Genomic DNA, 24,329 nt, shown 5'->3' on the forward strand with positions numbered 1-24,329 from the left:
GATCTTGGCGGCCTACGCGTATCTCGTTGTCCTAACCGCAGCTTGGGGCAGTGCCTGCGGCGATGAGAGCGACAGAGTCGCCGGCCCTGCGGGGATGCCGAACCGGGCTCCGATGGCGGTCGGCGAGATCGCTCCGCAGACCGTGTTCCTCGACGATACGGTGGCCGTGGACATATCCACCGCGTTCCGGGATCCCGACGGCGACCCGCTCACTGTCTCCGCCGCCTCCTCGGACGCGTCGGTCGTCGCCGCCTCGGCCTCGGGGAGTCAGGTCGTCCTGATCGGCGTGTCCCGGGGGAGCGCGGTCGTGACGATCACGGCACGCGACCCGGACGGCGCCGAAGCCCGCCAGAGTATCGGCGTCGAGGTCCCCAACCGGGGTCCGATGCCCGTGGGAGCGATCGAGGCGCAGACGCTGTACCTCGGGGAGACCGTCACGGTGGACGTGTCCGCGGCGTTCAGCGACCCCGACGGCGACGGCCTTACGTTCGAGGCGGCTTCGTCGGACACTGCCGTGGCGCGGACGACCGTCTCCGGGACCGAGGTCACGGTGGAAGCGGTGGAACGCGGCGGCGCCAGCGTGACGGTGACGGCCCGCGACCCGGACGGCGGCGAAGCGAGTCAGGAGTTCGAGGTGACCGTCCCGAACCGGGCACCCGCGGTGGCCGGCGAACTCCGTGCGCAGTCCCTGCTTCCCGGCGAGACGGTCACGGTGGACGTAGCCGCGGCGTTCAGTGATCCGGACGGAGATCCGCTCGCCTTCGAGGCGACCTCCTCGGATTTGGGGGTGGTCGGCGTCTCTCTCGCCGACAGCGTCGGCGAGGTCATGCTCGAAGGCGTGGCGCGGGGAACGGCGACCGTGTCAGTCACGGCGCGCGACCCGGACGGCGCCGAGGCCGGCCAAAGCTTCGAGGTCACGGTCCGGAACCGGAATCCCGTGGTCGTGAGCGACCTCCCTCCCCGGACGTTGCTTCCGGGCCAAACGGTGACGGTCGACGTGGCGGAGGTGTTCCGCGATCCCGATGGCGACCCGCTCACCTTCGAGGCATCGTCGTCGGATACGGAAGTGGCCGCTGCCTCCGCCGTCGGCAGCGAGGTGACGGTGCGGGGCGTCTCGAAGGGCACCGCGACGGTGAGCGTGACGGCCCGCGATCCCGACGGTGCCGAGGCCGGCCAGAGTTTCGAGGTGGTGGTGCCGAACCGGGCACCCGCGGTGGCCGGCGAACTCCGTGCGCAGTCCCTGCTTCCCGGCGAGACGGTCACGGTGGGTGTGTCCTCGGCGTTCAGCGATCCGGACGGAGACTCGCTCGCCTTCGAGGCGACCTCCTCGGATCCGGGAGTGGTCGGTGTTTCCGTCGCCGACAGCGCCGCCGAGGTCACCCTCGAAGGCGTGGCGCGGGGAACAGCGACCGTGTCAGTCACGGCGCGCGACCCGGACGGCGCCGAGGCCGGCCAACGCTTCGAGGTCACGGTCCGGAACCGGAATCCCGTGGTCGTGAGCGACCTTCCTCCCCGGACGTTGCTCCCGGGCCAAACTGTGACGGTCGATGTGGCGGGGGTGTTCCGCGATCCCGATGGCGACCCGCTCACCTTCGAGGCATCGTCGTCGGATACGGAAGTGGCCGCTGTCTCCGCCATCGCCAGCGAGGTGACGGTGCGGGGCGTCTCGAAGGGCACCGCGACGGTGAGCGTGACGGCCCGCGATCCCGACGGTGCCGAGGCCGGCCAGAGTTTCGAGGTGGTGGTGCCGAACCGGGCACCCGCGGTGGCCGGCGAACTCCGTGCGCAGTCCCTGCTTCCCGGCGAGACGGTCACGGTGGGTGTGTCCTCGGCGTTCAGCGATCCGGACGGAGACTCGCTCGCCTTCGAGGCGACCTCCTCGGATCCGGGAGTGGTCGGTGTTTCCGTCGCCGACAGCGCCGCCGAGGTCACCCTCGAAGGCGTGGCGCGGGGAACAGCGACCGTGTCAGTCACGGCGCGCGACCCGGACGGCGCCGAGGCCGGCCAACGCTTCGAGGTCACGGTCCGGAACCGGAATCCCGTGGTCGTGAGCGACCTTCCTCCCCGGACGTTGCTCCCGGGCCAAACTGTGACGGTCGATGTGGCGGGGGTGTTCCGCGATCCCGATGGCGACCCGCTCACCTTCGAGGCATCGTCGTCGGATACGGAAGTGGCCGCTGTCTCCGCCATCGCCAGCGAGGTGACGGTGCGGGGCGTCTCGAAGGGCACCGCGACGGTAACGGTGACGGCCCGGGACGACCACGGAGGCGACGTGCGGCAGAGCTTCAGCGTAAAAGTCCCGAACCGGCGGCCGGTCATCAGCGGAGCGATTCCGGCGCAGACCGTGGAGGAGGGCGCGACGACGACCGTGGATGTCGCTTCCTACTTCAGCGATCCGGACGGCGATGCCCTCGATTTCGGCGCTTCGTCGTCCAACGCAGCGGTGGCCGATGTGTCCACGTCAGGGAGCGGCGTGACCATCGAAGGGGTGACCGCCGGGTCCGCGTCCGTCACGGTCGCCGCGCGAGATCCGGACGGCGGCGAGGCACGTCAGAGCTTCGGCGTGACGGTGGGGCCGCCGCCCCCACCCAACCAGAGGCCGGTGGTGTCGAGCGCGATCCCGGCGCAGACCGTGCGGGAGAACGCGAGCGTCTCGGTGGATCTGGACGGCCACTTCCGCGACCCGGAAGGCGGCGCGCTGAACTACGGAGCGACGAGTTCCGACGAAGGCGTGGCGACGGCGGACATTTCCGGCAGCGACGTGGTGGTGGGAGGGGTGAATGAGGGGACGGCCAGGGTGACGGTGACGGCGACGGATCCCGGCGGCCTGAGCGCCGACCACGAGTTCGGGGTGATGGTGAGGCCGCCGCCCCCACCCAACCAGAGGCCGGTGGTGTCGAGCGCGATCCCGGCGCAGACCGTGCGGGAGAACGCGAGCGTCTCGGTGGATCTGGACGGCCACTTCCGCGACCCGGAAGGCGGCGCGCTGAACTACGGCGCGACGAGTTCCAACGAAGGAGTGGCGACGGCGGACATCTCCGACAGCGACCTGACGGTGCAAGGGGTGAGCGAAGGGACGGCCACCGTGACAGTGACAGCCACGGATCTCGGCGGCCTGCAGGCCCAGCAGCAGTTCGGCGTGACGGTTGAGGCGCAGGGCTCGACCAACCGGGCCCCGGAGGTCACGGGCACGATCGCCGACCGTACAGCGATACGGGGCGGTGAGCTTTCCGTTCAGGCCTACAGGTATTTCTCCGATCCCGATGATGACGAATTGAGCTACACGGTGGGGACGTCGAACGCCGCCGTGGCCACCGTGAGAAGGGTCAACCCAGCGGTGTTCTATGTGACCGCCGTCTCCGATGGCCAGGCGGTGATTACCGTTACGGCGCAGGATCGAGGGGGCCTCACGGCCTCCACGTCGTTCACCTTTGCGGTCGGAAACAACGCGCCTCGGGTCACGGCCGAGGCGCCGGCCGTGACCTCCTCGCCGGACCAGATCGACACCCTGACCTTTTGGAGCCACTTCGAGGAAACCGATGTGGGCGACGAACTCGACTTCTCCGCATCGAGCACGAACTCCGGCGTGGCCAGCGTCTCCGTAAAGTTCAGTACGCTCTACGGCTTCTATGCGGAGGTGAGGGGAGTCACCGCCGGAGAAGCGACCATCAACATGACGGCGACGGATCGCGGAGGGCTGACCGCAAGCACTTCGTCACTCGTGACCGTCACCGCAAACCGGCCGCCGCGTATAACTCAGGGCATTGGGGGTCAGACTCTGGCCGTCGGCGACACCCTCACATGGAACCTGTCCGATCACTTCTCCGACCCGGACAATGATCCACTGACCTATACAGCGGCCGGGGGGATCCGCGTAAGCGCTTCAGTGACAGGCAGCACGTTCACGGTGGTGGGGGCGAGCGCCGGCATTTCGCCCGTGAGTGTCACGGCCACGGATCCGTCCGGCCGAACCGCCGAGATCGCTTTCCTCGCCTTCGTGACCGCGTCGCAGTCGATCGAGGGTCTCGCCTCATCGAATCCGCGGCGCCGGGTTCGCTGGACGGATGCGGTAGCGAAGGATCGTGCGGTACTCGTGGGGGTCTCCCCATCCGGCCATCGACGGGCCGAACACGTATTCCTCTTCGTGCCCTCCCACCGCCTCGTATCCCTCGGCCTCCACGAAGGCCATTAGCCGCGCTGTCGTGGGCCGCTCCACGTCGTAGGGGCCAATGTGAAGGATCTCAGCGACGGTTCCGTATTCCCACGTCGTGATGGCGGCGGTTACACCCTCCGGCGGCGGGTGGCGCGGCAGCGAGTCCACCGACTCGGGGAGGGGTAGCGCGTAGCGGATGGGGGCGGGGTTTGTCTGCCCGGATTGCCGAGGTCCGCGACCGTGCGTGGAGGCGAAGACTTGGATCGGATACCCAGGCTGATAACCCGGATAACCGGAACCGCGGCCGCGCTCTTCTATCGGGTCGACCGGCACGGGCCTCCACTCCCCGAAGGTCCGTTGATCGTGGCGGCCAACCATCCCAACAGCCTGGTCGACGCGCTGCTGATCTTCCGCTGCAGCGAGCGGATCACGCGGCCGCTGGGTCGCGCACCACTCTTCGACAGGTTCCTTCTGGGTCCGGTGCTGCGCGCGCTGGGCGGCATACCGGTCTATCGGAGGGAGGACGATCCCGAGGCGACGCACCGCAACGACCAGATGTTTCGGTCTGCGGTCGACGCGCTCCACGGGGGTGGCGCAATCCAGATTTATCCCGAGGGCAGGAGCCACTCCGAGGCGCACCTGGTGGAGTTCCGCACGGGCACCGCCCGGATCGCGCTGCAAGCGGAGGAGGGCGCCGACTGGGGGCTCGGGCTGTCCATCGTTCCCGTGGGGATCACCTATGCAGCCAAGGAGTTGGCCAGAACCGAGGTCGCCGTGCGCTTCGGCAAGGCGTTCGGGTGCGCGGACCTGAAGGACGGGTACCGGGAGGATCCCGTCGCCGCGGCGCGCAGGCTTACCGAGCGGATCGAGAAGGGGATCCGCCGCCAGACGCTGAACTTCGACCGCTACCGCGACCGGATCCTCGTGGAGGTGGCGGAGCAACTCTACGTGCGCGAGTCGCGGTGGGTTCCGTGGCGGGTCCGGGAACGGCTGGGCACGCGGTTCCCTCGCCTTCAGCGTTTTGCGAGGGGGCTGGAATGGATCCGCGGGGCGCACCCGGAGGAACACCGCCGCCTGATTGAGAAGGTGGAGCGGTACGCCGCGCTCAGCGACGAGCTGCACGCCGGGGAGGGGGGCGTGCCTCCCCGCTACAGGTTCCTCCCGGTCGCAAGATACGTCCTCGTGCGCGGGACGCTCCTGGCGATTGGGTTTCCCTTCGCGATTGCCGGATCCCTGCTCTGGGTTCCCGTAGCCCGGCTTCCCGGCTTCGTCGTCAGGCGCGTGAAGCCCCAGTTCGAGGTCACGGCGACGATCAAGCTGGCGACGCTCCTGGGCGGAACGTTTGCGGCCTGGATCCTGTGGCTGGTGCTGGGCTACCTGGCGGGGGGTATGTCAGTGGCCGCGGTGGCGGCCGTGCTGGCCCCCGTGTGCGGCTTCGTGGCCATGCTGTGGGTGGAACTCGCCCGCGAAGTCCGCGAGGACGCCGCCCTCTTTCTGCGGCTGCTGGCCCGCCCCGATCTCCGCAAGCGCTTCGCCGAACTGCGCTCGGAACTCACAGAGACCTTTCGGCAGCTGGAGAAGCGGTGGATGGAGGAACGGCAGGTGAGCGCACCGAAGGAGTTGGACGGACGCGGTATCTGAGGATCACCGGTCGCTTCGGTCGTCTTCCAGTTCAGAGAGCAGTACGCCCAGCGGCACAACCGGCGGCCCACCACGCGGCGGCTCAGGGAGGGAGGAGGCGGGAGGTGCCACCGGTCGTGCGGCGCGCCAAATGCGATCGGTCGCCGACCACACGTAGACCACGCCGCCGATGATGACCAGTGGCGTTGCAACCGGTGTCACGGATACCCCCGTCAGGGCGATTCCCGCATAGACCACGACGCCCGATGCGCCGGCCGCCGCACTCCTGCCGATATCCTTCGCCGCATCGAGAGCCGCTTCGGTGGGCGTCTTGCGCTCTCCCTTAACTAGGAGGAAGTGCTCGACCGTGGTGACGGGGAGCTCCAGTAAGGCGCCGATCACCGCGCCCTTAGCGGCACCTTTGGTGGCGGCCTTGGAGGCTTCGACCACGCCTTCCGCGAAGTTGTCCAGCCGAACGCGTGCGATCTCCCAGGTCGTCATGTCCTTGCCGTCCCGACGCCGGTTCCAGGAGATCCGTTCAAACACGACGTTCGCGACGTCATCCTTCAGCGCCGGCGCGTTCTTGATAGACTTGATGTGACTCAAGTCACGCTTCTTCAGCAAGTTGGCCACGGACTCGGTGTTCATCTTGACGCCGCGAGGGACGAGCCTGTACAGTGAGTTCGGGCCGAAATCGCCCCTCCAGAGTGTGTCGACGACACTCTGAGGCATCTCTGCCAACGCCTTTGGTGTGGCAGCGACTCGCGCCGCAACCGCTGCGGGAACCGCCCCCTCCCGGACCGCGCGCACGATGGCTTCGCATGCGTCGGCTACCGATAAACTCTCTCTCGCTTCGCGCAGGGCGTCCAGGAAATCGTCCGGCAGTTCCGCCAGCCGCTGCCGAGTATCGGCGCTCAGCCCCGCTAGGGCTTCTGAATTCCGACGCACCCATGCGGAGACCTCAGTGGCCTGCTTCCGAATCACGCTTAATACCTCTTGCCGTGTGTCGCTAACCGCACCATACGCGTCAACCATCAGCGCCGGTTTCGAGGCGGATGGTCCACCAGACGGCGCCGACCGCCGCGGCGCTGGCGATGAGATGGAGCGCGAGGCCGATCTCCTCGGCGGACCCCAGTGCCCCGGCGCGGTCCAGCAGCAGGCGCCAGTCGTGCGGGTGGCCCCCGATCAGCGGCAGGGCGAGGCGGTTCGCGTCCGCCATGTATTCCGCCGTGTACATGACGCTCTCTGCCGACCACAGGGCGCACACCGCCGCGGGGACGCCTTCCCCCCGCCGCCAGAGCCGGAACGTGATGAAGAGCGGCACGGCAAGCTGGAGCAGCGGCCCGGCGAGCACCGACACCGTCTCGCCGAAGAGGGAGAAGACAACGTGTCCCGCCTCGTGGATGAGGAGGTTGATCCCGTCCACCCAGTGGTAGCGGTAGAGGAGGATGAGCCACGCCGCGTACACGCACATGACGACGAGCCCCACCCGCCGGGGCCCGATCGTCTTCCAGATCCATGACAGAATCTTCACGGGAGGAGAACCCCGCCCTGGCTACCCGCTACCCGTTTGGGGGCCAGGCGGGGAGGGCGCGGCCCGTCGTCCACGGCACCCCGGCGTCCTCCAGCCGCCCCTCCAGCGCGGGGAGGTCCGTCTCGATCAGCTGCCGCATGTCCGGATACAGCGCGGTGAAGGCGTCGTTCGCGATCCGGTACTGCTCGCGGTGCGTCTGCGTGGGGCCGTGCAGGCCGTTCCAGTGGCCGCGCACGACCTGGTTCACGCGGCCGACGATCCCCGGCATCTCCGGTTCGGCGCGCGAGCCGCGGGTGCGGGAGCCGTTCAGCGTTTCCTGGAGGTCGAGCAGCCGCAGTTCCAGCGCCCGGGCGTCCTGGCGCAGGGCCGGATCCGCCGCCGGCCAGCGATCCAGGGCCTGCTTCATGGCCGAGATGCGGTCCATCGCGGCCGTCGCCACGCGCTGCGTCCCGGTGACGGCCCGGAGAAGCTGCCCGGTCTCCCGCTGGAAGGCGAGCACCGCCGCGCGGTCCTGCGGCGGGATCGCCGAAGCCCCCCTGGGCGCGATCTCGAACGGCGCCGGGCCCGCAAGCTCCGTCACCTCGCCATCCACGCGCTGCGACACCGACACCGTGTAGCTCCCCGGCAGCGCCATCGGCCCGTTGCCGCCGCCCCCTCCGAAGCCGCCGCCCCCTCCGCCACCGCCACCGCCCGCACCGCCCGTCACGGGGTTGTAGCCGGGATACCGATAGTTCCACGTCGCGCGGCGCATCCCCCGCGAAGCGGATCCGTTCACCGTGTTCACGACGTTTCCGTCCGCGTCCCGCACCGTGAGGAACACCCGCGGCGCCTCCTCCCGGTCCTCCGCCTCCAGCTCCTCCCACGTAGGATACGGCGTGTCGTCCCCCCGCCGCTGCGCCCGCCGCTCCTCCGCCTGCCGCGCCGCCTCCCGCGTGCGCAGCGTCTCGCCCACGTAGTAGGTGAACGTGACCCCGAAGTCCGGGTTGTCCGCCGTGTAGAAGTCCGACCCGCTCGTCCCGCCCGGACTCCAGCTGAGGAACATCTCCCCGTCCTCCACCTCGAAGATGTGCCCCTCCGAGGCGAGGATCTCGTCTGAGCGCGCCGCGAGTTCCCGCAGCGGCGTGTAGTCGTCGACCACATAGAAGGAGCGCCCGAAGGTGGCCGCGACGAGGTCCCCCTCCCGCTTCTGGATCTCCAGTTCACGCACCGGGATCGTCGGCAGCCCGCTCCCCAGCTCGAGCCACGACCCGCCCCCGTTCACCGAGGTGAAGGCCGAGAACTCCGTCCCCACGAAGAGGAGGTTCGGCTCCACGTGGTCCTGCACGATCGTGAACGCGGGCCCGTTCTCCGGCAGATCCGAAGCGATCGACGTCCACGTCATGCCGCGGTCCATCGACTTCAGCACGTACGGCCGGAAGTCGCCCCGCTTGAAGTTGTTGATGACGGCGAACACCGTGTTGGGATCGTGCAGCGACGCCTCCACGTCGTGGACGAAGCTCGTGTCCGGCACCCCCGGGAAGCTCTCCACCGCGCGCCAGTTCTCGCCCCCGTCCTCCGTAACCTGCACCAGTCCGTCATCCGTCCCCACATAGATGAGCCCCTCCGCGAGCGGGGACTCGGAGACCGCCACGATGTGCCCGAACTCGGACGTCGAGCGGTTCTTGCCCACCGCGTCAACGCTCCAGATCCGGCCCATGACCTCCAGCTGGTTGCGGTCGATGTTCCGCGTGAGATCGCCCGAGATCGGCCGCCACGTCGAGGCCTGGTCGTCCGTCTGAAAGAGGATCTGCGCCCCGAAGTAGAGCCGGTGGTTGTCGTGCGGGGACATGTGGATGCCCGCGTCCCAGTACCAGCGCAGCGGGGGACCGTCCGCGTCCTCCTGCGGCTTGATGTCGAGCCGTTCCTTCGAGGCGCGGTCGAAGCGCGACAGGACGCCGTGCTGAAGCTGTGAGTAGATGATGTCCGGGTTCTCGGGGTCTATGACGGGGTCGAAGCCGTCGCCCCCCAGCGTCACGTACCAGTCCGAGTTGCGGATCCCCTGGTTGTCGAGCGTCTGCGAAGGGCCGCCGAGCGTGTTGTTGTCCTGCGTCCCCCCGTAGACGTAGTAGAACGGTTCGTCGTTCGAGGTCGCGACCTTGTAGAACTGCGTGAGCGGCAGGTTGCCGAAGAAGTGCCAGTTCTCTCCGAAGTCCTTCGTCTCGTACAGCCCCCCGTCGTTGCCGAGGATGATGTGCTCCGGGTCGTCCGGATCGAACGTGAGCGCGTGATGGTCGACGTGTACGCCCTGCGTGGGGAGCCGCCCCCACGTCTCCCCGCCGTCATCCGACATCTGCACGAAGGTGTCGAGGGCGTAGATGCGGTCGAAGCGGTGCGGGTCGGCGTACAGTTCGTGATAGTACATCGGCGCGCCCGACTGGTAGCGCGAGGTCCGCGACCAGTTTTCCCCCATGTTCTCCGAGCGGAAGGTGCCCCCGGCGTCGCCGCTCGCCTCCACGATCGCGTACAGGACGTCCGGCTGCTGCGGAGAGATCGCGAACCCGATCCGGCCCTTGTCCCCCGAGGGGAGGCCGCGGTTGATCTCGCGCCACGTGTCCCCGCCGTCCGTCGACTTGTGGATCCCGGAGCCGGGCCCGCCGTCGATCATCGTCCACTGGTGACGCCGCCGCTGCCACGAGGTCGCGTACATCACGTCGGGGTTCCGCGGGTCGAGGAAGACCTCGTTCACCCCCGTGTGCTCGTCGATCTCGAGCACCAGGTCCCAGTTCTCCCCGCCGTCCATCGTCCGGTACAGCCCGCGCTCGCCGCCCTCGTTCCACAGCGGCCCCTGCGCCGCGACGAACACGATGTCGGAGTCATGCGGATGGACCGCGATCATCCCGATGTGTTCGGAGGTCTCGAGTCCCATGTTCGTGAACGAGCGACCGCCGTCGATCGACTTGTAGACGCCGTCCCCGTACCCGACCGAGCGCTGCCCGTTGTTCTCCCCCGTCCCGACCCAGAGGGTGAGATGGTCGTTGGGATCGAGTGCGATGGCCCCGATGGAGTACGACCCGTAGTCATCGAAGATCGGACTCCATGTGGTCCCGGCGTTGGTCGTCTTCCACAGGTTCCCGGAGGAGGCCGCGACGTACCACACGCTCCGGTCCGTGGGATCGACCGCGATGTCCGCGATCCGCCCGGAGGCCACGGCGGGGCCGATGCTCCGCCACCGGATGCCGGAGATGAACCCGGAGTTCAGCTCGGGCGGGTCGTCGTCTTCGTCTTCATCCTCCTGGGCGGCCAGCGCCCCGGGGCTGCTGAGGGTGCCGAGAGTCGCCAGCGCCGCGAGGAGGAGGGTGGAAACCCGCGAGATGACGCCGTAGCGGGTGTGTGGGTTCGCGTGGAACCTGTCGAGATCGATCATGGTCGCACCTTGTGAGCTTTCGTACGGGTGTCGGTCTGGCTGTCGGCGACGCCGCGCGTGGATTTCGCAGCCTGAGAAGGTCAGCCCGAGGGTGGGATGAGGGCAACCCGCCGGGATCCGTCATGATCGCGCGTTGCGAGGGTCAGTCCCCGTCTCGCCAGCCGGCGTCAGCCCGCCCGGGGGACCCGATCAGCGCGGGGCCAGCGGTGTCAATGCGGCCGCCGAGTCGCCGTTCCAACCTCTCGAATTCCACTCTGACATGTTTCACCCCCTCCCCTTACGTCCCCATGTGGTGGGCGGTCCCGCGAAAGCGTCCCGGGGCGCCTCCAACCCGCGAGCGAACCTCCAACGTGCCTCCCCGCCGACACCGCATCAACCGCCGGAAACGCCGGCCCCGGGTTCGGTCGGTACATGGCGGCCCCGGACCGTCGCGGCTATCGTTTCGGCGTCGTCTTCCCCTGCACATCCGCGTTCGCGAACGAAGGAGGTGGCACGCACTTCATGCCCGGTGACATTCGAGACGCCCCGGCATACGGGGTCTCAGAGGCGGCCCGGTTCATCCGCATACCAAGGGCCACCCTGGCGTACTGGACTCGTGGCCGGCGACCGCTGATCGAACCTCCTCGGCCCGGAGGGCTGTTGTCCTTCAATAACCTCATTGAGGCTCATGTGCTCCGCGCCCTGCGGAGCGTCCATGGCGCGAGAATGGGGAACGTGCGATCGGCGCTCTCGTATGCGGAGGAACAGCTGGGGATCTCGCGCCTGCTGCTGCACGACGAACTCCTCACCAGCGGGGGTGACCTGTTCCTGCAGGAACTCGACCACCTCATCAACCTGTCGCGGTCGGGACAGCTCGCGCTTCGAAAGTTGCTGAAGGATTGCCTCAACCGCGTGGAACGTGACGACCAACGCCTCCCGTTCCGGCTCTACCCGGTACTTCCGCGGCAATCGGCGAACGCGCGGGCCATCTCGATCAACCCGAGGATCTCGTTCGGCCGACCCGTGTTGGCCGGATCCGGCGTGTCCACTCGGGCCCTCGTAGACCGAATCGACGCCGGCGAAGACATCGCCGCCGTAGCACACGACTACGGTCTGGACGAGAGCCAGATCCACGACGCCGTCCTCTACGAGGCGGCGGCGTAGACCGATTCCTACGTACTTCGTCGACCGCGACCTCGGCCGTTACGACTTCGCGAACGTCCTGAGGGAGGCGGGCCTCGAAGTTGAAGTCCACGACGACCATTTCTCGCCGGATACACCCGATGAGGATTGGGTCCGTGAAGTGGCCTCGCGCGGCTGGGTCGTTGTCACCGGCGACAAGGCGATTCTGCGAACCAGACTCGAGATGGTCGCCATCCGCGAATCCCGTGCGTTGGTTCTCGTGGTGATCGGTAGGAAGGCGCCGGTGAGTGAACTCGCCCAGAATTTCGTGAACACCCAAGGCAGGATCCAGAGATTCCTCGAGACCGCGGAACCGCCGGCGATCGCCAAGATCTATCGCCCCGGACCTCGCGAGCGTCCCGGGAGCCCGGGTCGGGTCAAGCCATTCCCACTCCGGGCCTAACCATCTGACCCAGTTGTGGCCGCGGAGGGCACGTGCGCAGCTGAACTCCTGCCCACGCACAAGAAGCTGAGCCGCTCCTCAAAGGTCAGACATTCTGAGCGTAGGGTAGTCTCGATGCGGATCCGCGGCCACCTCGGCCATTCGGAGAATGATGGCGGCGACCGCTCTCTTCAGAAACCGGACTTCGTTTGCGTCCAGTTCTGCCCCAGAGCCCTTCCACTTTCTTGCTTGCGACCCCCCCTTGCGGTCAGTCAAGGAGCCGATCTTGTCCAGAATGGGTTGCTCGATTCGATATGCTCGCGCCGCCACGTTGCGCTTGTTCTTCGATGCTCCGGTTGATCCCTCCAGGCCCGTCAGACAGAAGTATGCCATCGAGGCGAGTGGTTCTCTGCCTTCCAAGTGCCGCACGAGGCGTTCGTACATGCTCTGCACATCAGGTGTGACGATCATCGCCGACTGCGGCGGCGTGGGGTATTCGCGGGCTCCGATCGTTAGCTCAGCTCCCACTCTGATTTTTGCGCTAAATCCCCCTCGAAGGGACACCGCACCCGGAGTCGGATTCCGATCCTCTATGATGGCTCGCTTGAACTCCAAGTCGAAGGAATGTGGTGCCAGCTGAAGCCGAGCGTGCAGCCTCCACTTCTTAATAAACGGCTCGACGGCTTGACGTGCTTCTTCCTCCGTGGCGTAGTGTTCCTTCAGGTCGAATCGGGCGACACCGTCTGCAACGGAGAGATCGAACGCTTCTTCCTCATGGCTGAGCGGTTCGGCGTTGCTGTAGTCGACGGAAGACTCCGGGCGGAAACCGTAGAGCAGTGCTACGACATGGGGATCGTTCATTGGCGTTCGCGCGTCCTTCTGTCTTACCCCTCGAGCGTCTTATGTGTGAGCCTGGAAGACCTGTTCGCGATGGTACTTCAGGAAGCTCGGGTGCGGGTGGTTCGAAGGGATGCGAGGTAGCTTCAACCGCCGGTCATCGTTGATCAGTCGGGTGAAGTTGTCCGGGATCGCTCGGTCCTTCAGCAGCAGGGTGTAGTCGTCGGCGATCGAGATGAGACCGCGGTCGAACATCCAGTGCGCGGTTCCGGACAGCGCCAGGCCGTTACGCATGCTGTCCGGTCCGCTCTCAGCGATGGGTTTGATGTGGGCGGCCTGAACCTCCGGTCTTCCGCCGCCATTGATGATGCGGAGTCCCGTGACCGCGCAGGTGTTGTCGTAGGCCGTGCGGACGGCGGTCGAGAATACGCGGTCTCGGAAGGGCCGGCGTGAGATCCGCTCCACGATGCGGCGCTCCGTCTCCACCGGATCGCTCTCCCTCATCCGCCACTGCGCGTCGGCCAGGTCGTGGAATCCCGCATGGAGAATCAGGTGGTATTCGGCGTCGCGGATCGTCCGCGCCGCCTGCCCGAACCGTCCCTTGTTCGTCGTGCCGTCCGCCTTACGCAGGTTGCGCTCGTAGTAGAAGCTCCCCTCGCGGAAGGGGACGGGTGTGTCGAACTCGAGGTAGTCCTCCAGATATCCGTAATGGTGATCCGTGCGACGGGGATCGTCCTCGATGCGCACGAGGCGGGCCGTGGCGAAGTAGGATTGCCGTCCGCCGGAACTCGACAGCTCGGCGGTGGAGCGGCGCGGCTCGTAGTACACGATCCAGTCGCCCAGCGCGGCTTCGGCTGCCCGGAGGTATCTCTTCGGGAAGTGATACCGCTGCTCCGGCAGGTCGTCGTAGGCGGGACTCACCTTGGTCGTGAAGACGGCCTTCGCCATGGCGCCTACCGGGTCAACTCGGTCATCCCCGAACGCCGCAGCGGGGTGCCGAGCGGAAGGGTGTCGATCTCCCCGTCCATGTATTCGAGACGCGTCGCGAGGCTGAGATCCTCCCACTCGATCCCGTGCCGCCGACGAAAGGGCGGGGGCCAGCCGATGGCTTCCTCGTGCAGGAACACGTAGAGCCCCTCCCCGTCCCGCCGGTAGAGCGCCAGCGTGTCCGGAAGGCCGGAGCACTCCCGGAAGCCGCGCCAAAAATCTCCAGGCGCATAGGATATGATCTCGTCATCGTCGATCCACGCGTACCGGACCTGGAATCGTCCGATGCCGCCGGCCTCGAAGCACCCGTCTCCCGACTCCGCCGCCACATGGCCAAGGGTTACGGCGTCGCGGTAAACCCGAATCCGTTCGGGGACCAGCCCGGAGCCCGGCCACTCGCGCGGCGGCAGGTCCTCGTCTCCGCAAGCGAACACGATCTCGTACCGGCTTTGGTCTCGCGCCCCGACGTTTCCCATTTCGCCTCCCGGCCTTCGGTCAAGCTCCTCGTTCGGCCTCGATGATTCCGGGCAGGACGCGAACCTCCCGTCCGTCCGGCGCCAGAAGATGAGACGGCGGCAGCGGCCTCATCAACCCCGCGTCGGGAGCCCGCCTGAGGGTCGGTAGACGGGAAGACGTTGACCGCAGCTCAGCGTGGCGGGCTGCGGAAGGCCTCTCTGGAGTGCCAGGCAACGAATAGGGAGGCGGGTGCCCGCGACGCAGTGCGGGGAGACCGAATCCGGCGGCCGGAGAACTCGATGAGCGAGCCGGCGGCCTCGTCCGGATCTCGCTCCATCATCCGACACTCGGCCTTTGCCAAGTCGCTGAAGTCCGCTTGGAGAATCAGCTGATATTCGGCGTCGCGGATCGTCCGCGCCGCCGGCCCTAACCGTCCCTTGTTCGTCGTGCCGTCCGCCTTGCGAAGGTTGCGCTCGTGGTAGAAGTTCCCCTCGCGGAAGGGGACGCGTGTCGACTCCAAGTAGTCCTCGACATACCCGTAATAGGGATCGGCCCGCGCGGAATCGGGCTGGAGGTCCACGAGGCGGGCGGTGGCGAAGTACGACTGGCGTCCTCCTGAACTCGACAAGTGCGCGGTCGACCGCGGGGCTCGTAATACACGATCCAGTCGTCCAGCGCCGCGCGCGGCGACTCCCAGTTCTCTCTATCGAAACACCTCACCAAGCTGCGAATAATCAACCACCACGTCGAGCATCTCCTTGGCGCGTGCAACGAACTGCATCGGTGTCAGGTCATCGGTGATCAGCGCGCTACGTAGTTGCCCCTTCGAGACCGCCCTACCCGTAACGAGGCCAACTTCATCCACATGGGCCTTCCCGAATTCAAATCGGTCGAGGTGTTTCTGGACATCAGTCCGAGTTCCGTTCGTCGCGAGGGTCATGTACTGCCGTAAACGCTCTCCTATTTCACCGATCGTTCGATCCCACATTAGCCGTTTGCACTCGATTAGATAAACAGGTCCCTCGGAGCGCCACGCGAGCACATCGATGTCTCCAAGGCGAGCGCTTCCGCCCATCTCTGACAAGCTCAGTTCTGTTCGTGTACTCCACTCCAACTTGGTCAAGCGTCTTGCCACGCTCGAATTGAACGCATGCCCATTTTTGTTCGCCGCCTCACCGATGAACCGTCGCATTTCAACGGAATCGAAAAGCCGTTCTGGCAATCTCCCCGATGATGCTTCGAACAAATAGCCCAGCGCCGAATCAAGCAACGTCGGCATAATCAATACATCCGTCCCCGGGTCGGCCGTCAGCGCAACCAGCGGCCGACGCAGGACGGACAGACGACGTCCATAGCGCCACGGATACCAGTCGCGCCGCTCAGCACCCTTCGGCTCCGCCTCATCCCAGGCGGATCTTGACACAAGCGCGAGCCCGGAGAATGTACGCTCGGGTTGCAGGCTACCTGCATCTCGCAGCCGCTTCAACACCTCATCCTTCTCGAACCAGCCGTAAGCCCGCCCCTCCCCGATGAGTCGGTCAGTGAAACTCTCCGCGAAGCGCACGTATTCTGTCATGCTCAAGCCGAACTCCGCTTCAAATGCGTCGTCGAATCCCTTTACGTCTTCACGATCGTCATCCATCCGCCCTAGGCCAGTCCCGCGTTCATTGACTGCATCGAGGAATGATCGCTCGCCATACGCGGTCAAGTACGGGCCGAGCATCACGCCGATGGAGGGGTCGAATCCGAGCGAGCCATTCTTGTACACGGTTGGTCCACGGCCCGCGAGCCCGTGGTGCAACGCGTCGCTCTGACCAGCGCAGGTGAGCAGCGTCCCAACGTCGGCAATCAAGGCCTCCAGATCCAATGAACTAAGTTTGTAGCCGCGATCCACCGGCGACGTACACAAGCTCATTTCGGCGATAACGCGGCTCGCCAGTGCCGCGAGGGCACGCTCTCGCTCACGCGTGTTCACCTCATGGAATAGTTCCGCACGATCCTCTCGCATTGCGTACATGGCGGCGGCGGACGTCCGCCACGTGCTGCGATCCTTTTGGATCGACGCTAGGTTGAGCAGAGCCCTCTCGATCACACTGCGCCGGTCGAAGTGCCGCAGCATTCCCTTGATTCGTCCCCAAAGGGCTGCTACAGCACCGTTGAACACGGCGGAGGCCTTCGAAATCGGTATTACGCCGGGCTGTCCCGTCCATCCCGCCGTCCGAGCGAGATTCAACCGGCTCCATGCACGGTCCTCTGGAGCCTCGAGGCATAGCCGAGGTAGGGGAACTTCGGAATAGATTGCATCGGCAAGCGATTTGGCGGGAGTGACATGAATATATCGTGCGTCTTGAGATCCCAGGATGTCATACACGATGGAATCCAGATCTGCTTCGGTCGAAGCAGAAGATCCTTGCGCGAGATATGCGCCTCTCAGCAGCGCGCGGATCATCTGCTCGTCACCTTCGTTTTGTTTGTAGCCGAAAGCTCGCAAGTAGGCGGGAGAGCAGGTGAGCTGGACTTGCCCGTCTCGCATCTCAACCTGCGGTGGAAGGTGCGGGGCCTCATCGTTCGCTTGAGTCCACGTCAGGTTATGTAGATCGGGAAAAACTATGCGATAAGTTACAGGGCTCTGCGTAGAAGCGTGCGACCGGTCGTCGAGCAGCTTCACGATCGGGGCGAGCCAGTTGACCGCCATCTCGCAGACCATCATGACGATCTGGGCGTTCGAGCTCCTTGGGGGAAGTGGATCGCTTTCGACCCACCACGATCCGGTGGCGCCCTCCACGCAAGCCATGAACTGGCCCTCGAGTGCGTGCCTCACACTGACGTAAATCGCGTCATGGCAGAATTGCGAAGAGGAGGGACGAACAGTGCGGCGTTGGACCTCGAGCCACGACTGTCCGTCGGAGGAAAGTGCGGCATGATGATCTAGAGCTTGGCGAAGCTCTTTGCGCAGTGTCGCGACGGAATTGGACGGCAGCAAAAACAGAGTCGTAGACAGCGATACATCCGGGGGGACCAGCTGGTAATCATGCTCACGGAGGAAGGCGTAGTGGTTCGCAAAGCCGCTGAGGTTTTGGAGCGACATTCCCACACGAGCTAGGGTATCTTGTTGGGCCAACATCTTCCAGGCACGTGCGGCATCCATCTCATGGTCCCAGCCGAGCTGGACAAAATCGCCGACGGGGAGTGGGAGAAGATGCCAGTCGATAGGAAGGGCGGGAGGTTGGGCAGCATAGCCGCGCCCGATGCCTCCCAGGACCAGCAGCGTCAGGCCGCGCCGATAAGTGGGGTGTCTTGCACGTTGGGTGGCGGCGCGTACAAGACGGTCGGTAACTGCGGGATCGAGATCTTGGATGCCGGGAAGGCCAGCGGTCGAAATGGCGTCAAGGTTGTCGGGGACATAAACGACATGCACATCGCCCACTTGATCGAAGACGCCAAAAAAATCTCTGGTCTGGATGGAGTCAACAATGGACATCGAACTCGTGGGTTCAATCCCCCACGCCCGTGAGCCCATGCGTACGTCAGTCGCTTGGGCGTCGGCAATGGACGCGGCAAGTGAATTGAGATCATTGGCGGCAGCGGCCTGGTCCACGACGAAGCGCCGAACGGTGGCGCCGATGGCTGTGGGGAGCACGACGATTGTATTGCCCTCATGCCGGACCAACGGGTGTCGCTCAAGCGTACTATGCCCAAGGGTCTCGGAGGCCAACGTGGCTGTGTGTGTCGATTGGAACACGAAGGGGTCAAGATCAGACGGCTGGACATCGAGCGCGGCGAGATCGGAGGCGCTAAAGGTCACGTGCGTGCGCATGTTGGAGATGATCGGAGAAGTGATTTCGAGGGGTTGCCCCGGTGGTGTATCGGAGAACGCGTAACGGACCAGTCCGGCACGCTGAGCGATGGTTTCGCCGAGCCGCAGAAGAGCAAGAACGTGTTGCTGTGTCGACCGGACCCAAGAAAGACCCCGGAGCTGTGACAGCGCCAAGAGGCAGGCCTGAACGTAATGACTGTTGTCTAGCCAAGTGCCTTCGAACAACCGGACATTGCCCAGAGGAGTGACAAGATTCGAGACCAAGACATCCTCGACCGGATCCTCGCGAGAGGCCAACGGATCGGTGAGGAGGACACGGTTGAGCCACCGACGAAGATCAGCAGCGGTTGGGGAGCGAGTGCCGCGGCAGGCCAAACCAGCGAGGTGGACTAGAGCCTCGAGGCGTGTCGTGGCGACGTGATTCTCGGGTTGCGTTAGGAGGCCTGCGACAGGCGAGGCGGTACGGGGGAAACTGAACTGCCTAAGTTCCCGTGTAAGATCACGAAGACGTGAAGCCATCCCATCCAGCTGGTGCGGGTCGTCACCAGCAAGCGAAGCGAGGAGTTCATCCCAAGGTTCGTCGTGCGGAGGTTTCGCCATCACTGGGACGCCGTCACTGGGACGTACCCTTTTGGTTAGTCGAATAGTGGTGATTGTGGAGCGACGGACGCGTCAGACGCCTGCGGCGGGGGCAGGGGGCTGGCTGGCGTCGGCTGTGAGACAAAGGCGGCGGTCATTGACTTAACTTACCGGGGCTTACCTAGGCTGCGGGGAGATGAGCCACGAGGACCGAGGCAACATAGCGGCGCAAGATGATGTCGTCCAGTCTAGGCGGGTGTGGGGACCCCATGCAGGAACGCAACGGTACAGGTACGGCAATCGCGTGGTGTGCGGCCGCCCGAGAACCCGTCACCTTACTGGGCCTTCTTCACGCTCCTTCTGGGTCTCGACCGTGGTGCAACGGCAGCGGGGCAACGGTCGGTCCAGTCGCCGGAAGTCTGCATCGATGAATGAGCGGAACTTGAGGCCGCTTACGAAGGGCATAGGATGCTACAACAATTCGACGAGCGGAACCGCGATCTCATCGTCAACGTGAACGGGAAGCTCCTCCACCGGGACGAGGCAGGCGTAAGCCCATTTGACTCGGCGGTGCAGGGGGGAGATGCCGTCTGGGAGGGGCTGCGCCTGTACGATGGCCCCATCTTCAAGCTGCGGGAACACCTCGCCCGGCTCCGGTCCTCCGCTCTGGCCCTCGCCTTCGCCGAGATCCCGTCGGACGAGGAGATCATCGGGGAGATCCGCCGCACGATCGTGGCGAACGGCATGCGCGACGGCGTGCACATTCGGCTCACGCTGACGCGGGGGGTGAAGGTCACCAGCGGCATGGATCCGCGCCTCAACCAGTCGGGCCCTACGCTGATCGTGCTCGCCGAGCACAAGGCGCCGGTCTACGAACGGTCGGGGCTGCGGCTGATCACGAGTTCGCTGCGCCGCTTCGGGCCGGATACGCTGGATCCGAAGATCCATCACGCGAACCTCCTCCAGTCGATCCTGGCCAAGATCGAGGCGAACGCGGCCGGCGCCGACGACGCGCTGATGCTCGACCCGCGCGGATTCATCGCCGAGACGAACGCCACGAACGTCTTCTTCGTGCGAGACGGCGTCGTGATGACGAGCCGGACGGTCGCCTGTCCCGAGGGGATCACCCGCGCCACGGTGCTGGATCTCTGCGCGGAGCACGATATCCCGAGCCGGGTGGACGATCTCTCCCTGACGGAGGCCTACCGCGCGGACGAGGCGTTCTGCACCGGTACGATGGGAGAGCTGGCAAGCGTGACCGAGATCGACGGGCGGGTCATCGGAGACGGATCGCCGGGACCGCTGACGAAGCGGCTCAGCGACCTCTACTCGGAGTTGACCGCGCGCGAAGGAGTCGTCCTGGTCGGGGGCGAGGCGTAGCGCTGGAGGGTCCACCCGGCATCCGTCGTCGGGGACGGCGGGGACCCCGGACCTCCCCACGGCGCCGCGGGGTATTTGACTGTCAGATAGGACGTCTCCACGGAGGCAAAGGAGGCATCCAATGACGTCATATATGTGGAACGTACCGGAGCCGCTGGCCACGGCCGAAGTCGAGGCGACCTGCGGCGCCCGGATCATCGTGAGGCGGCACGGCAACTCGGACGGTCCCCGTCTCGTCCTCAGCCATGCCAATGGACTGGCGGCGGAACTCTACTATCCGTTCTGGAGGCTGCTCGCCTCTCGCTTCGATCTCATCCTCTACGACCTGCGCAGCCATGGCTGGAACCCCCGGTCGGAGCTGCGACATCAGAACATCGCCACCTTCGCCGCGGACCAGGAACGCGTCCGGCGCGGGATCGAGCGCCGGTTCGGTGCGAAGCCCGCCGTCGGCGTGTTCCATCTGGTGTCGGCGCTGGCGGCGCTCCATCAGGAGTCCGCGGGGCAGGGCTACGAGGCGCTCGTCCTGTTTGATCCACCCCTGTACCCGCCGAACGGGGATCCCCAGGCGGCCGAAGCCCTGTGGCGGCACTTGGGTACCCAGGCCCGGTTCCGCCGGGATCACTTCACGACGCGCGAGGAGTTCGCGGAGCACTTCCGCCGGCAGTGGATGTTCGAGCTGGTGGCGCCGGGAGTCCCGGAGCTGGCGAGCCGGGCACTGCTTCGTCCCGCGGGGAACGGAGGGAGCGGACCGGGCGCGGGAGGATACGAACTTCGCTGCCCGCGCCGATGGGAGGCCCAGGCGCTCGAGTACGCTTTCGCCTACAGTCTGGAACCGGAGCTGTCGCGTCTCGCCTGCCCCGTGAAGGTGATCGCTGGCGACCCCACGTTCGCCTTCTCCTTCATGCCCAGCACCGAGCTGGAGGGAATCGTGGGGTTCGAGTACGACTTCATCCCGAACACGACGCACTTCCTGCCGCTCGAGGAGCCGGCGGAGTGCGCCGCGACCATGGTCGCGTTCCTGGAGAAAGAGGGCTTCGCGTAGTCGTCGGCCGGTTTCGGCGAGAGCTGCGGCTGCCCGACAACCCGGCGGGCGCCGCGAGCTTACGTTGGGGTGCTTGGCTGGCCGCGGAAGACCTCTCTTCGATGCCAACCAACGAACTTCTCTCCAAGCGCCATGGCCCGAGTTCGGGGAGGCCGAATCCGCCGACCGGAGAAGTCGACGAGGGATCCGGTCCTCTCGCCCCGCACGTCACGCGAGATGAGCACGTTGAAGCCCGTACCCTTGCGTTCCTCGAGACCCAGCGCCCCGCGGTCGAGGGCCTTGTGATGCAGAAGGCAGAGAGCCAGACCGTTCGCCACCTGGTCGGGACCCCCATGCGAATGCCACTGGATGTGCGCAGCTTCCACGCCGAGCAGTCGCTCTCCGAGCCGGATGTCGAGATCGCAGACCGAGCAGCGCTCTTCGTATGCGTCGAGCACTCTCTTGCGGAACAGAGGGTCGCGACGGCGACGGCGTGTCAAGAATGAATAGAATGTCGGTGGGCCACTCTCCCGCTCCCGCACGGCTGGCGTCGGGAGCGCTTCTTCTACATCCGCCTCCCATGCGATCCCGTCTTCGGGGATGCCGGCCGCGTCGCGAATCTCCCGGTGAAGGGACTCGGGAAAATGTTCCCGCAGGATCTCCCCGACGGCCTGCCATAAGAGCCCAGTGTCGGCGCGCAGCACGTCATATGCGTCCTCCGGAAGGCCGCCTTCTATACCCAGCTCCCTCAATTGCCACACATAAAAGTCTCCGCTCGCGTTCCTGGAAAGCTCCCGGAAGCGAGGGACGTCCCAGAGTTGATCGGTACGTAGCCACCTGAACGGGTACTGGGGACGAACGGCGCTCTTGGGCGATCCGAAACTCTGCATCAGTTCGCGCAAGAGCGGCTCCACTTCCTCATACGGAACGAGGCGTTCTTGGCGCCGCGCGACACGCCCCAAAGCGAGGAGGAGGAGCAAGGGTTTGTGGGGCGCCCGCTCGTCCCGGCGCTTGTGGGTCCTGACTGCGGCGAGTCGCCTGAGGAAATCGTCAGGTGTCATCAACTCAGTCTGAGTGCCGCTCAGTCCTACGGAACGGGGTCGTTTCCAACTTCGCCTCCGTCCAGCGTGGGATCAACGCGATCGCGCAGTCGTTCGTCCATCGCAGCCCCGTGATCGTCTGATGGGGACGGTCCGATCAACATGTTCATGACCAGGCGCACCATCAGATCCTTGGCCGCCGGAGCGCTCTCGGCGATGAGCAGGGTTAGCGCCGTGACCGATTGGGGGTTCAGCCCATGCCGAAAGCGGACACCTCGCTTGGAGTTGACGCGATAACCGACGGAGATGATGGCATCAAGGTTGTAATGTTTGAGATTACGCCGTACTCGACGGTTTCCTTCGATTTGAACTACCGAGAAATCCTCGGCAGTTGCCTTTTCCTCCAATTCACCGTCCTGGAAGATGTTCTTCACGTGGAGTCCGACGTTGTCCGTTGAGGTGTCGAACACCTCCGCCATCTGCCGCTGGGTCAGCCAGACCGTGTCCCGATCGACGCGGACATCGACTCGCGCATCGCCATCGGACGCCTCGTAAACGATGACCTCACCCGCGGGGGCCGCTGCGGAAGCCGCAGTCCCCACGGCCTTGCTCTCAGAGTAGTCGTTGGCTCTGCTCATCTCGGTTCTCTCTTCTCCTCCTGCCTTCAGCCTCCGAGCGCCCGGCCGAGCCGGTCGAGGGCCTCGCGGGCCTCCCGAAGCGCGGTCTCGGCGAGAAGACGCCCGTGCACGGCGTCCAGCGCGTCCCCGTCATCGGAGGACACCGGCACCGCCTCGGCAGCGCACGCGCCGTCCGGGTCGCCCGTCTCCCGCACCATGGGGGGTTCGGCACGCGGCCCCACGAGCGTGAACGGCACATGTCGGTAGCCGCGCTTCATGCGGTAGACGGCAAAGTGGCGGCGGTCCAGCGTGAACACCCGGTCAATCCCGGAACGCTCCGCCACGGCAACGACCGAGGCGTCGGCGAAGTCCATCGGTGTGTCGCCGTACTGGACCATGAGTTCGAAGCAGCGGCGCAGATGCGGATGGTCCAACGTGGCCACACGCAGGCCACCGTCAAGGACGAAGTCCATGAAACGGGTCCTTCGCCCCGGCTGCCGCAGGAGTCGAAACGCTTCGGTGAGCACCGGGGTCGTCGTCAAAGCCTTCGCGCCAAGTGTGTCCAGCGTGAGGACACACGCATCGTGGTCCGCGTCCCGGGGATCGAACGCGGCGACCAAGGGCCCCGTATCGACCAGGATCACTGGGTGTTTCGCTCGCGGACCACCTCAACCACGGTTTCGCCGGCCCGTGACGGGGGCGGGACGGCGCGTTCGTCGTCGTACACGAGCCCGAGGCGCCGGTAGACATCTCCGGATGATTCGTTGGGGTCGCCCCCGAGCAGAAAACCGTTTATGCAACCGTTGTAGGAGCGGAGTCCCCGTCTCAGCACCTCGGAGATCGATCCCCCCGTCTTCTGGCGGAGATCTTCGAGGATCGCCTCTTCCTCGTCGTCGAGTCGCACGGTGCGCAAGCCCATAGTGTCGGCCTCTCCCATGTGGTTTCTGCGCCTGCCGGTCGCCTTCGGCGCGAACAGCTAAGGATTCCTTAGGAGTTCAATAGTTCAACGGCCGTGCCTCCGGCGGATCGCCTCGACCACGGCTTCCTTGTGCCGTCGCCGCGGCGGGGGGGCGGACTCGTCGTCGCGCGCCGCAACGGCGGGTTCCTCGGTGGGTTCGTCCTCGTACCGCTGCATGATCCGCCGGTATGCCTCCCCGACCGTCTCGCCTTTCCTGCCTCCCAGCCGTATGCCGTTCACCGTCGTGTTGTAGGAGCGGAGCCCTCGTCTCAACACCTCGGAGATCGAGTAGCCCGTCTTCCGCCGAAGGTCTTCGAGGATCGCCTCTTCTTCTTCATCGAGTCGTACGGTTCGCAAACCCATGAGTACATTCCTCCCGCCGCG

At 65.8% G+C, this 24,329-nt stretch carries 18 protein-coding genes and 1 pseudogene; 6 read left to right on the plus strand and 13 right to left on the minus strand.

The window, feature by feature from the left end:
- Positions 1-112 precede the first annotated feature (112 nt).
- Both ACOOHF_RS10870 and ACOOHF_RS10875 read left to right on the plus strand, forming a co-directional pair.
- Entirely contained in the window at positions 113-4,192 is a 4,080-nt protein-coding gene (locus tag ACOOHF_RS10870; RefSeq protein WP_420461705.1) for an Ig-like domain-containing protein, read from the plus strand.
- 219 nt (positions 4,193-4,411) lie between these two features.
- A complete protein-coding gene (locus ACOOHF_RS10875; protein WP_420461706.1) occupies positions 4,412-5,794 on the plus strand; it encodes a 1-acyl-sn-glycerol-3-phosphate acyltransferase in 1,383 nt (460 codons plus the stop codon).
- Between the two features lie 3 nt (positions 5,795-5,797).
- On the opposite strand, the gene ACOOHF_RS10880 is transcribed toward ACOOHF_RS10875, so the two are convergent.
- From ACOOHF_RS10880 to ACOOHF_RS10890, 3 genes are read right to left on the minus strand one after another with little or no spacing between them, the layout of a single operon-like run.
- Positions 5,798-6,757: a hypothetical protein gene (locus ACOOHF_RS10880; RefSeq protein ID WP_420461707.1), complete on the minus strand. Its 960-nt coding sequence runs from the start codon at positions 6,755-6,757 to the stop codon at positions 5,798-5,800.
- Positions 6,758-6,800: 43 nt separating this feature from the next.
- Positions 6,801-7,307: a hypothetical protein gene (locus ACOOHF_RS10885; protein ID WP_419942353.1), complete on the minus strand. Its 507-nt coding sequence runs from the start codon at positions 7,305-7,307 to the stop codon at positions 6,801-6,803.
- 28 nt (positions 7,308-7,335) lie between these two features.
- Positions 7,336-10,710 carry a WD40/YVTN/BNR-like repeat-containing protein gene (locus ACOOHF_RS10890; protein WP_420461708.1) on the minus strand — a complete coding sequence of 1,125 codons (3,375 nt, stop codon included), beginning with the start codon at positions 10,708-10,710 and terminating at the stop codon, positions 7,336-7,338.
- Between the two features lie 639 nt (positions 10,711-11,349).
- On the opposite strand from ACOOHF_RS10890, the gene ACOOHF_RS10895 reads away from it, so the two are divergent.
- Together ACOOHF_RS10895 and ACOOHF_RS10900 are read left to right on the plus strand one after the other, a co-directional pair.
- The gene (locus ACOOHF_RS10895; RefSeq protein WP_420461709.1) at positions 11,350-11,853 is read left to right on the plus strand and encodes a DUF433 domain-containing protein; all 504 of its coding nucleotides are present in this window, start codon (positions 11,350-11,352) and stop codon (positions 11,851-11,853) included.
- Positions 11,854-11,857: 4 nt separating this feature from the next.
- Positions 11,858-12,274 carry a hypothetical protein gene (locus ACOOHF_RS10900; RefSeq protein ID WP_420464362.1) on the plus strand — a complete coding sequence of 139 codons (417 nt, stop codon included), beginning with the start codon at positions 11,858-11,860 and terminating at the stop codon, positions 12,272-12,274.
- Between the two features lie 78 nt (positions 12,275-12,352).
- Here the strand turns inward: ACOOHF_RS10900 and ACOOHF_RS10905 are convergent, their stop codons facing one another.
- The 5 genes from ACOOHF_RS10905 to ACOOHF_RS10925 form a co-directional block, all read right to left on the minus strand.
- Positions 12,353-13,114, minus strand: coding sequence for a hypothetical protein (locus tag ACOOHF_RS10905; protein ID WP_420461710.1), 762 nt, complete (start codon positions 13,112-13,114; stop codon positions 12,353-12,355).
- A gap of 39 nt (positions 13,115-13,153) precedes the next feature.
- Positions 13,154-14,038: an HNH endonuclease gene (locus ACOOHF_RS10910; protein ID WP_420461711.1), complete on the minus strand. Its 885-nt coding sequence runs from the start codon at positions 14,036-14,038 to the stop codon at positions 13,154-13,156.
- A gap of 5 nt (positions 14,039-14,043) precedes the next feature.
- Complete coding sequence (locus ACOOHF_RS10915; RefSeq protein ID WP_420461712.1) at positions 14,044-14,553, minus strand: hypothetical protein; 510 nt, start codon at positions 14,551-14,553, stop codon at positions 14,044-14,046.
- 170 nt (positions 14,554-14,723) lie between these two features.
- Positions 14,724-15,161 (minus strand): hypothetical protein, encoded by a 438-nt coding sequence (locus ACOOHF_RS10920; RefSeq protein WP_420461713.1) that lies wholly within the window; start codon positions 15,159-15,161, stop codon positions 14,724-14,726.
- Positions 15,162-15,236: 75 nt separating this feature from the next.
- Complete coding sequence (locus ACOOHF_RS10925; protein ID WP_420461714.1) at positions 15,237-18,614, minus strand: hypothetical protein; 3,378 nt, start codon at positions 18,612-18,614, stop codon at positions 15,237-15,239.
- A 783-nt stretch (positions 18,615-19,397) separates the two neighbouring features.
- Here ACOOHF_RS10925 and ACOOHF_RS10930 point away from each other — a divergent pair.
- Positions 19,398-20,309, plus strand: a complete 912-nt coding sequence (locus ACOOHF_RS10930; RefSeq protein ID WP_420461715.1) for an aminotransferase class IV — start codon at positions 19,398-19,400, stop codon at positions 20,307-20,309.
- Between the two features lie 121 nt (positions 20,310-20,430).
- Complete coding sequence (locus tag ACOOHF_RS10935; RefSeq protein WP_420461716.1) at positions 20,431-21,351, plus strand: alpha/beta fold hydrolase; 921 nt, start codon at positions 20,431-20,433, stop codon at positions 21,349-21,351.
- A gap of 59 nt (positions 21,352-21,410) precedes the next feature.
- Here ACOOHF_RS10935 and ACOOHF_RS10940 read toward each other — a convergent pair whose 3' ends face one another.
- The 5 genes and pseudogenes from ACOOHF_RS10940 to ACOOHF_RS10960 form a co-directional block, all read right to left on the minus strand.
- The gene (locus tag ACOOHF_RS10940; protein WP_420461717.1) at positions 21,411-22,391 is read right to left on the minus strand and encodes a phosphorothioated DNA-binding restriction endonuclease; all 981 of its coding nucleotides are present in this window, start codon (positions 22,389-22,391) and stop codon (positions 21,411-21,413) included.
- Between the two features lie 239 nt (positions 22,392-22,630).
- Positions 22,631-22,930 (minus strand): annotated as a pseudogene (locus ACOOHF_RS10945) (virulence RhuM family protein); the annotation flags it as partial.
- Between the two features lie 104 nt (positions 22,931-23,034).
- A complete protein-coding gene (locus ACOOHF_RS10950) occupies positions 23,035-23,631 on the minus strand; it encodes a type II toxin-antitoxin system VapC family toxin (protein ID WP_420461718.1) in 597 nt (198 codons plus the stop codon).
- On the minus strand, positions 23,628-23,906 hold the full coding sequence (locus tag ACOOHF_RS10955; RefSeq protein WP_420461719.1) for a ribbon-helix-helix protein, CopG family: 279 nt from the start codon (positions 23,904-23,906) through the stop codon (positions 23,628-23,630). The genes ACOOHF_RS10950 and ACOOHF_RS10955 overlap by 4 nt, the downstream gene beginning before the upstream one ends.
- An 84-nt stretch (positions 23,907-23,990) precedes the next feature.
- Positions 23,991-24,308, minus strand: a complete 318-nt coding sequence (locus tag ACOOHF_RS10960) for a ribbon-helix-helix protein, CopG family (protein WP_420461720.1) — start codon at positions 24,306-24,308, stop codon at positions 23,991-23,993.
- Positions 24,309-24,329: the final 21 nt, after the last annotated feature.

This window comes from Candidatus Palauibacter sp. (genome assembly GCF_965216145.1).
Taxonomy (GTDB): Bacteria; Gemmatimonadota; Gemmatimonadetes; order Palauibacterales; family Palauibacteraceae; genus Palauibacter.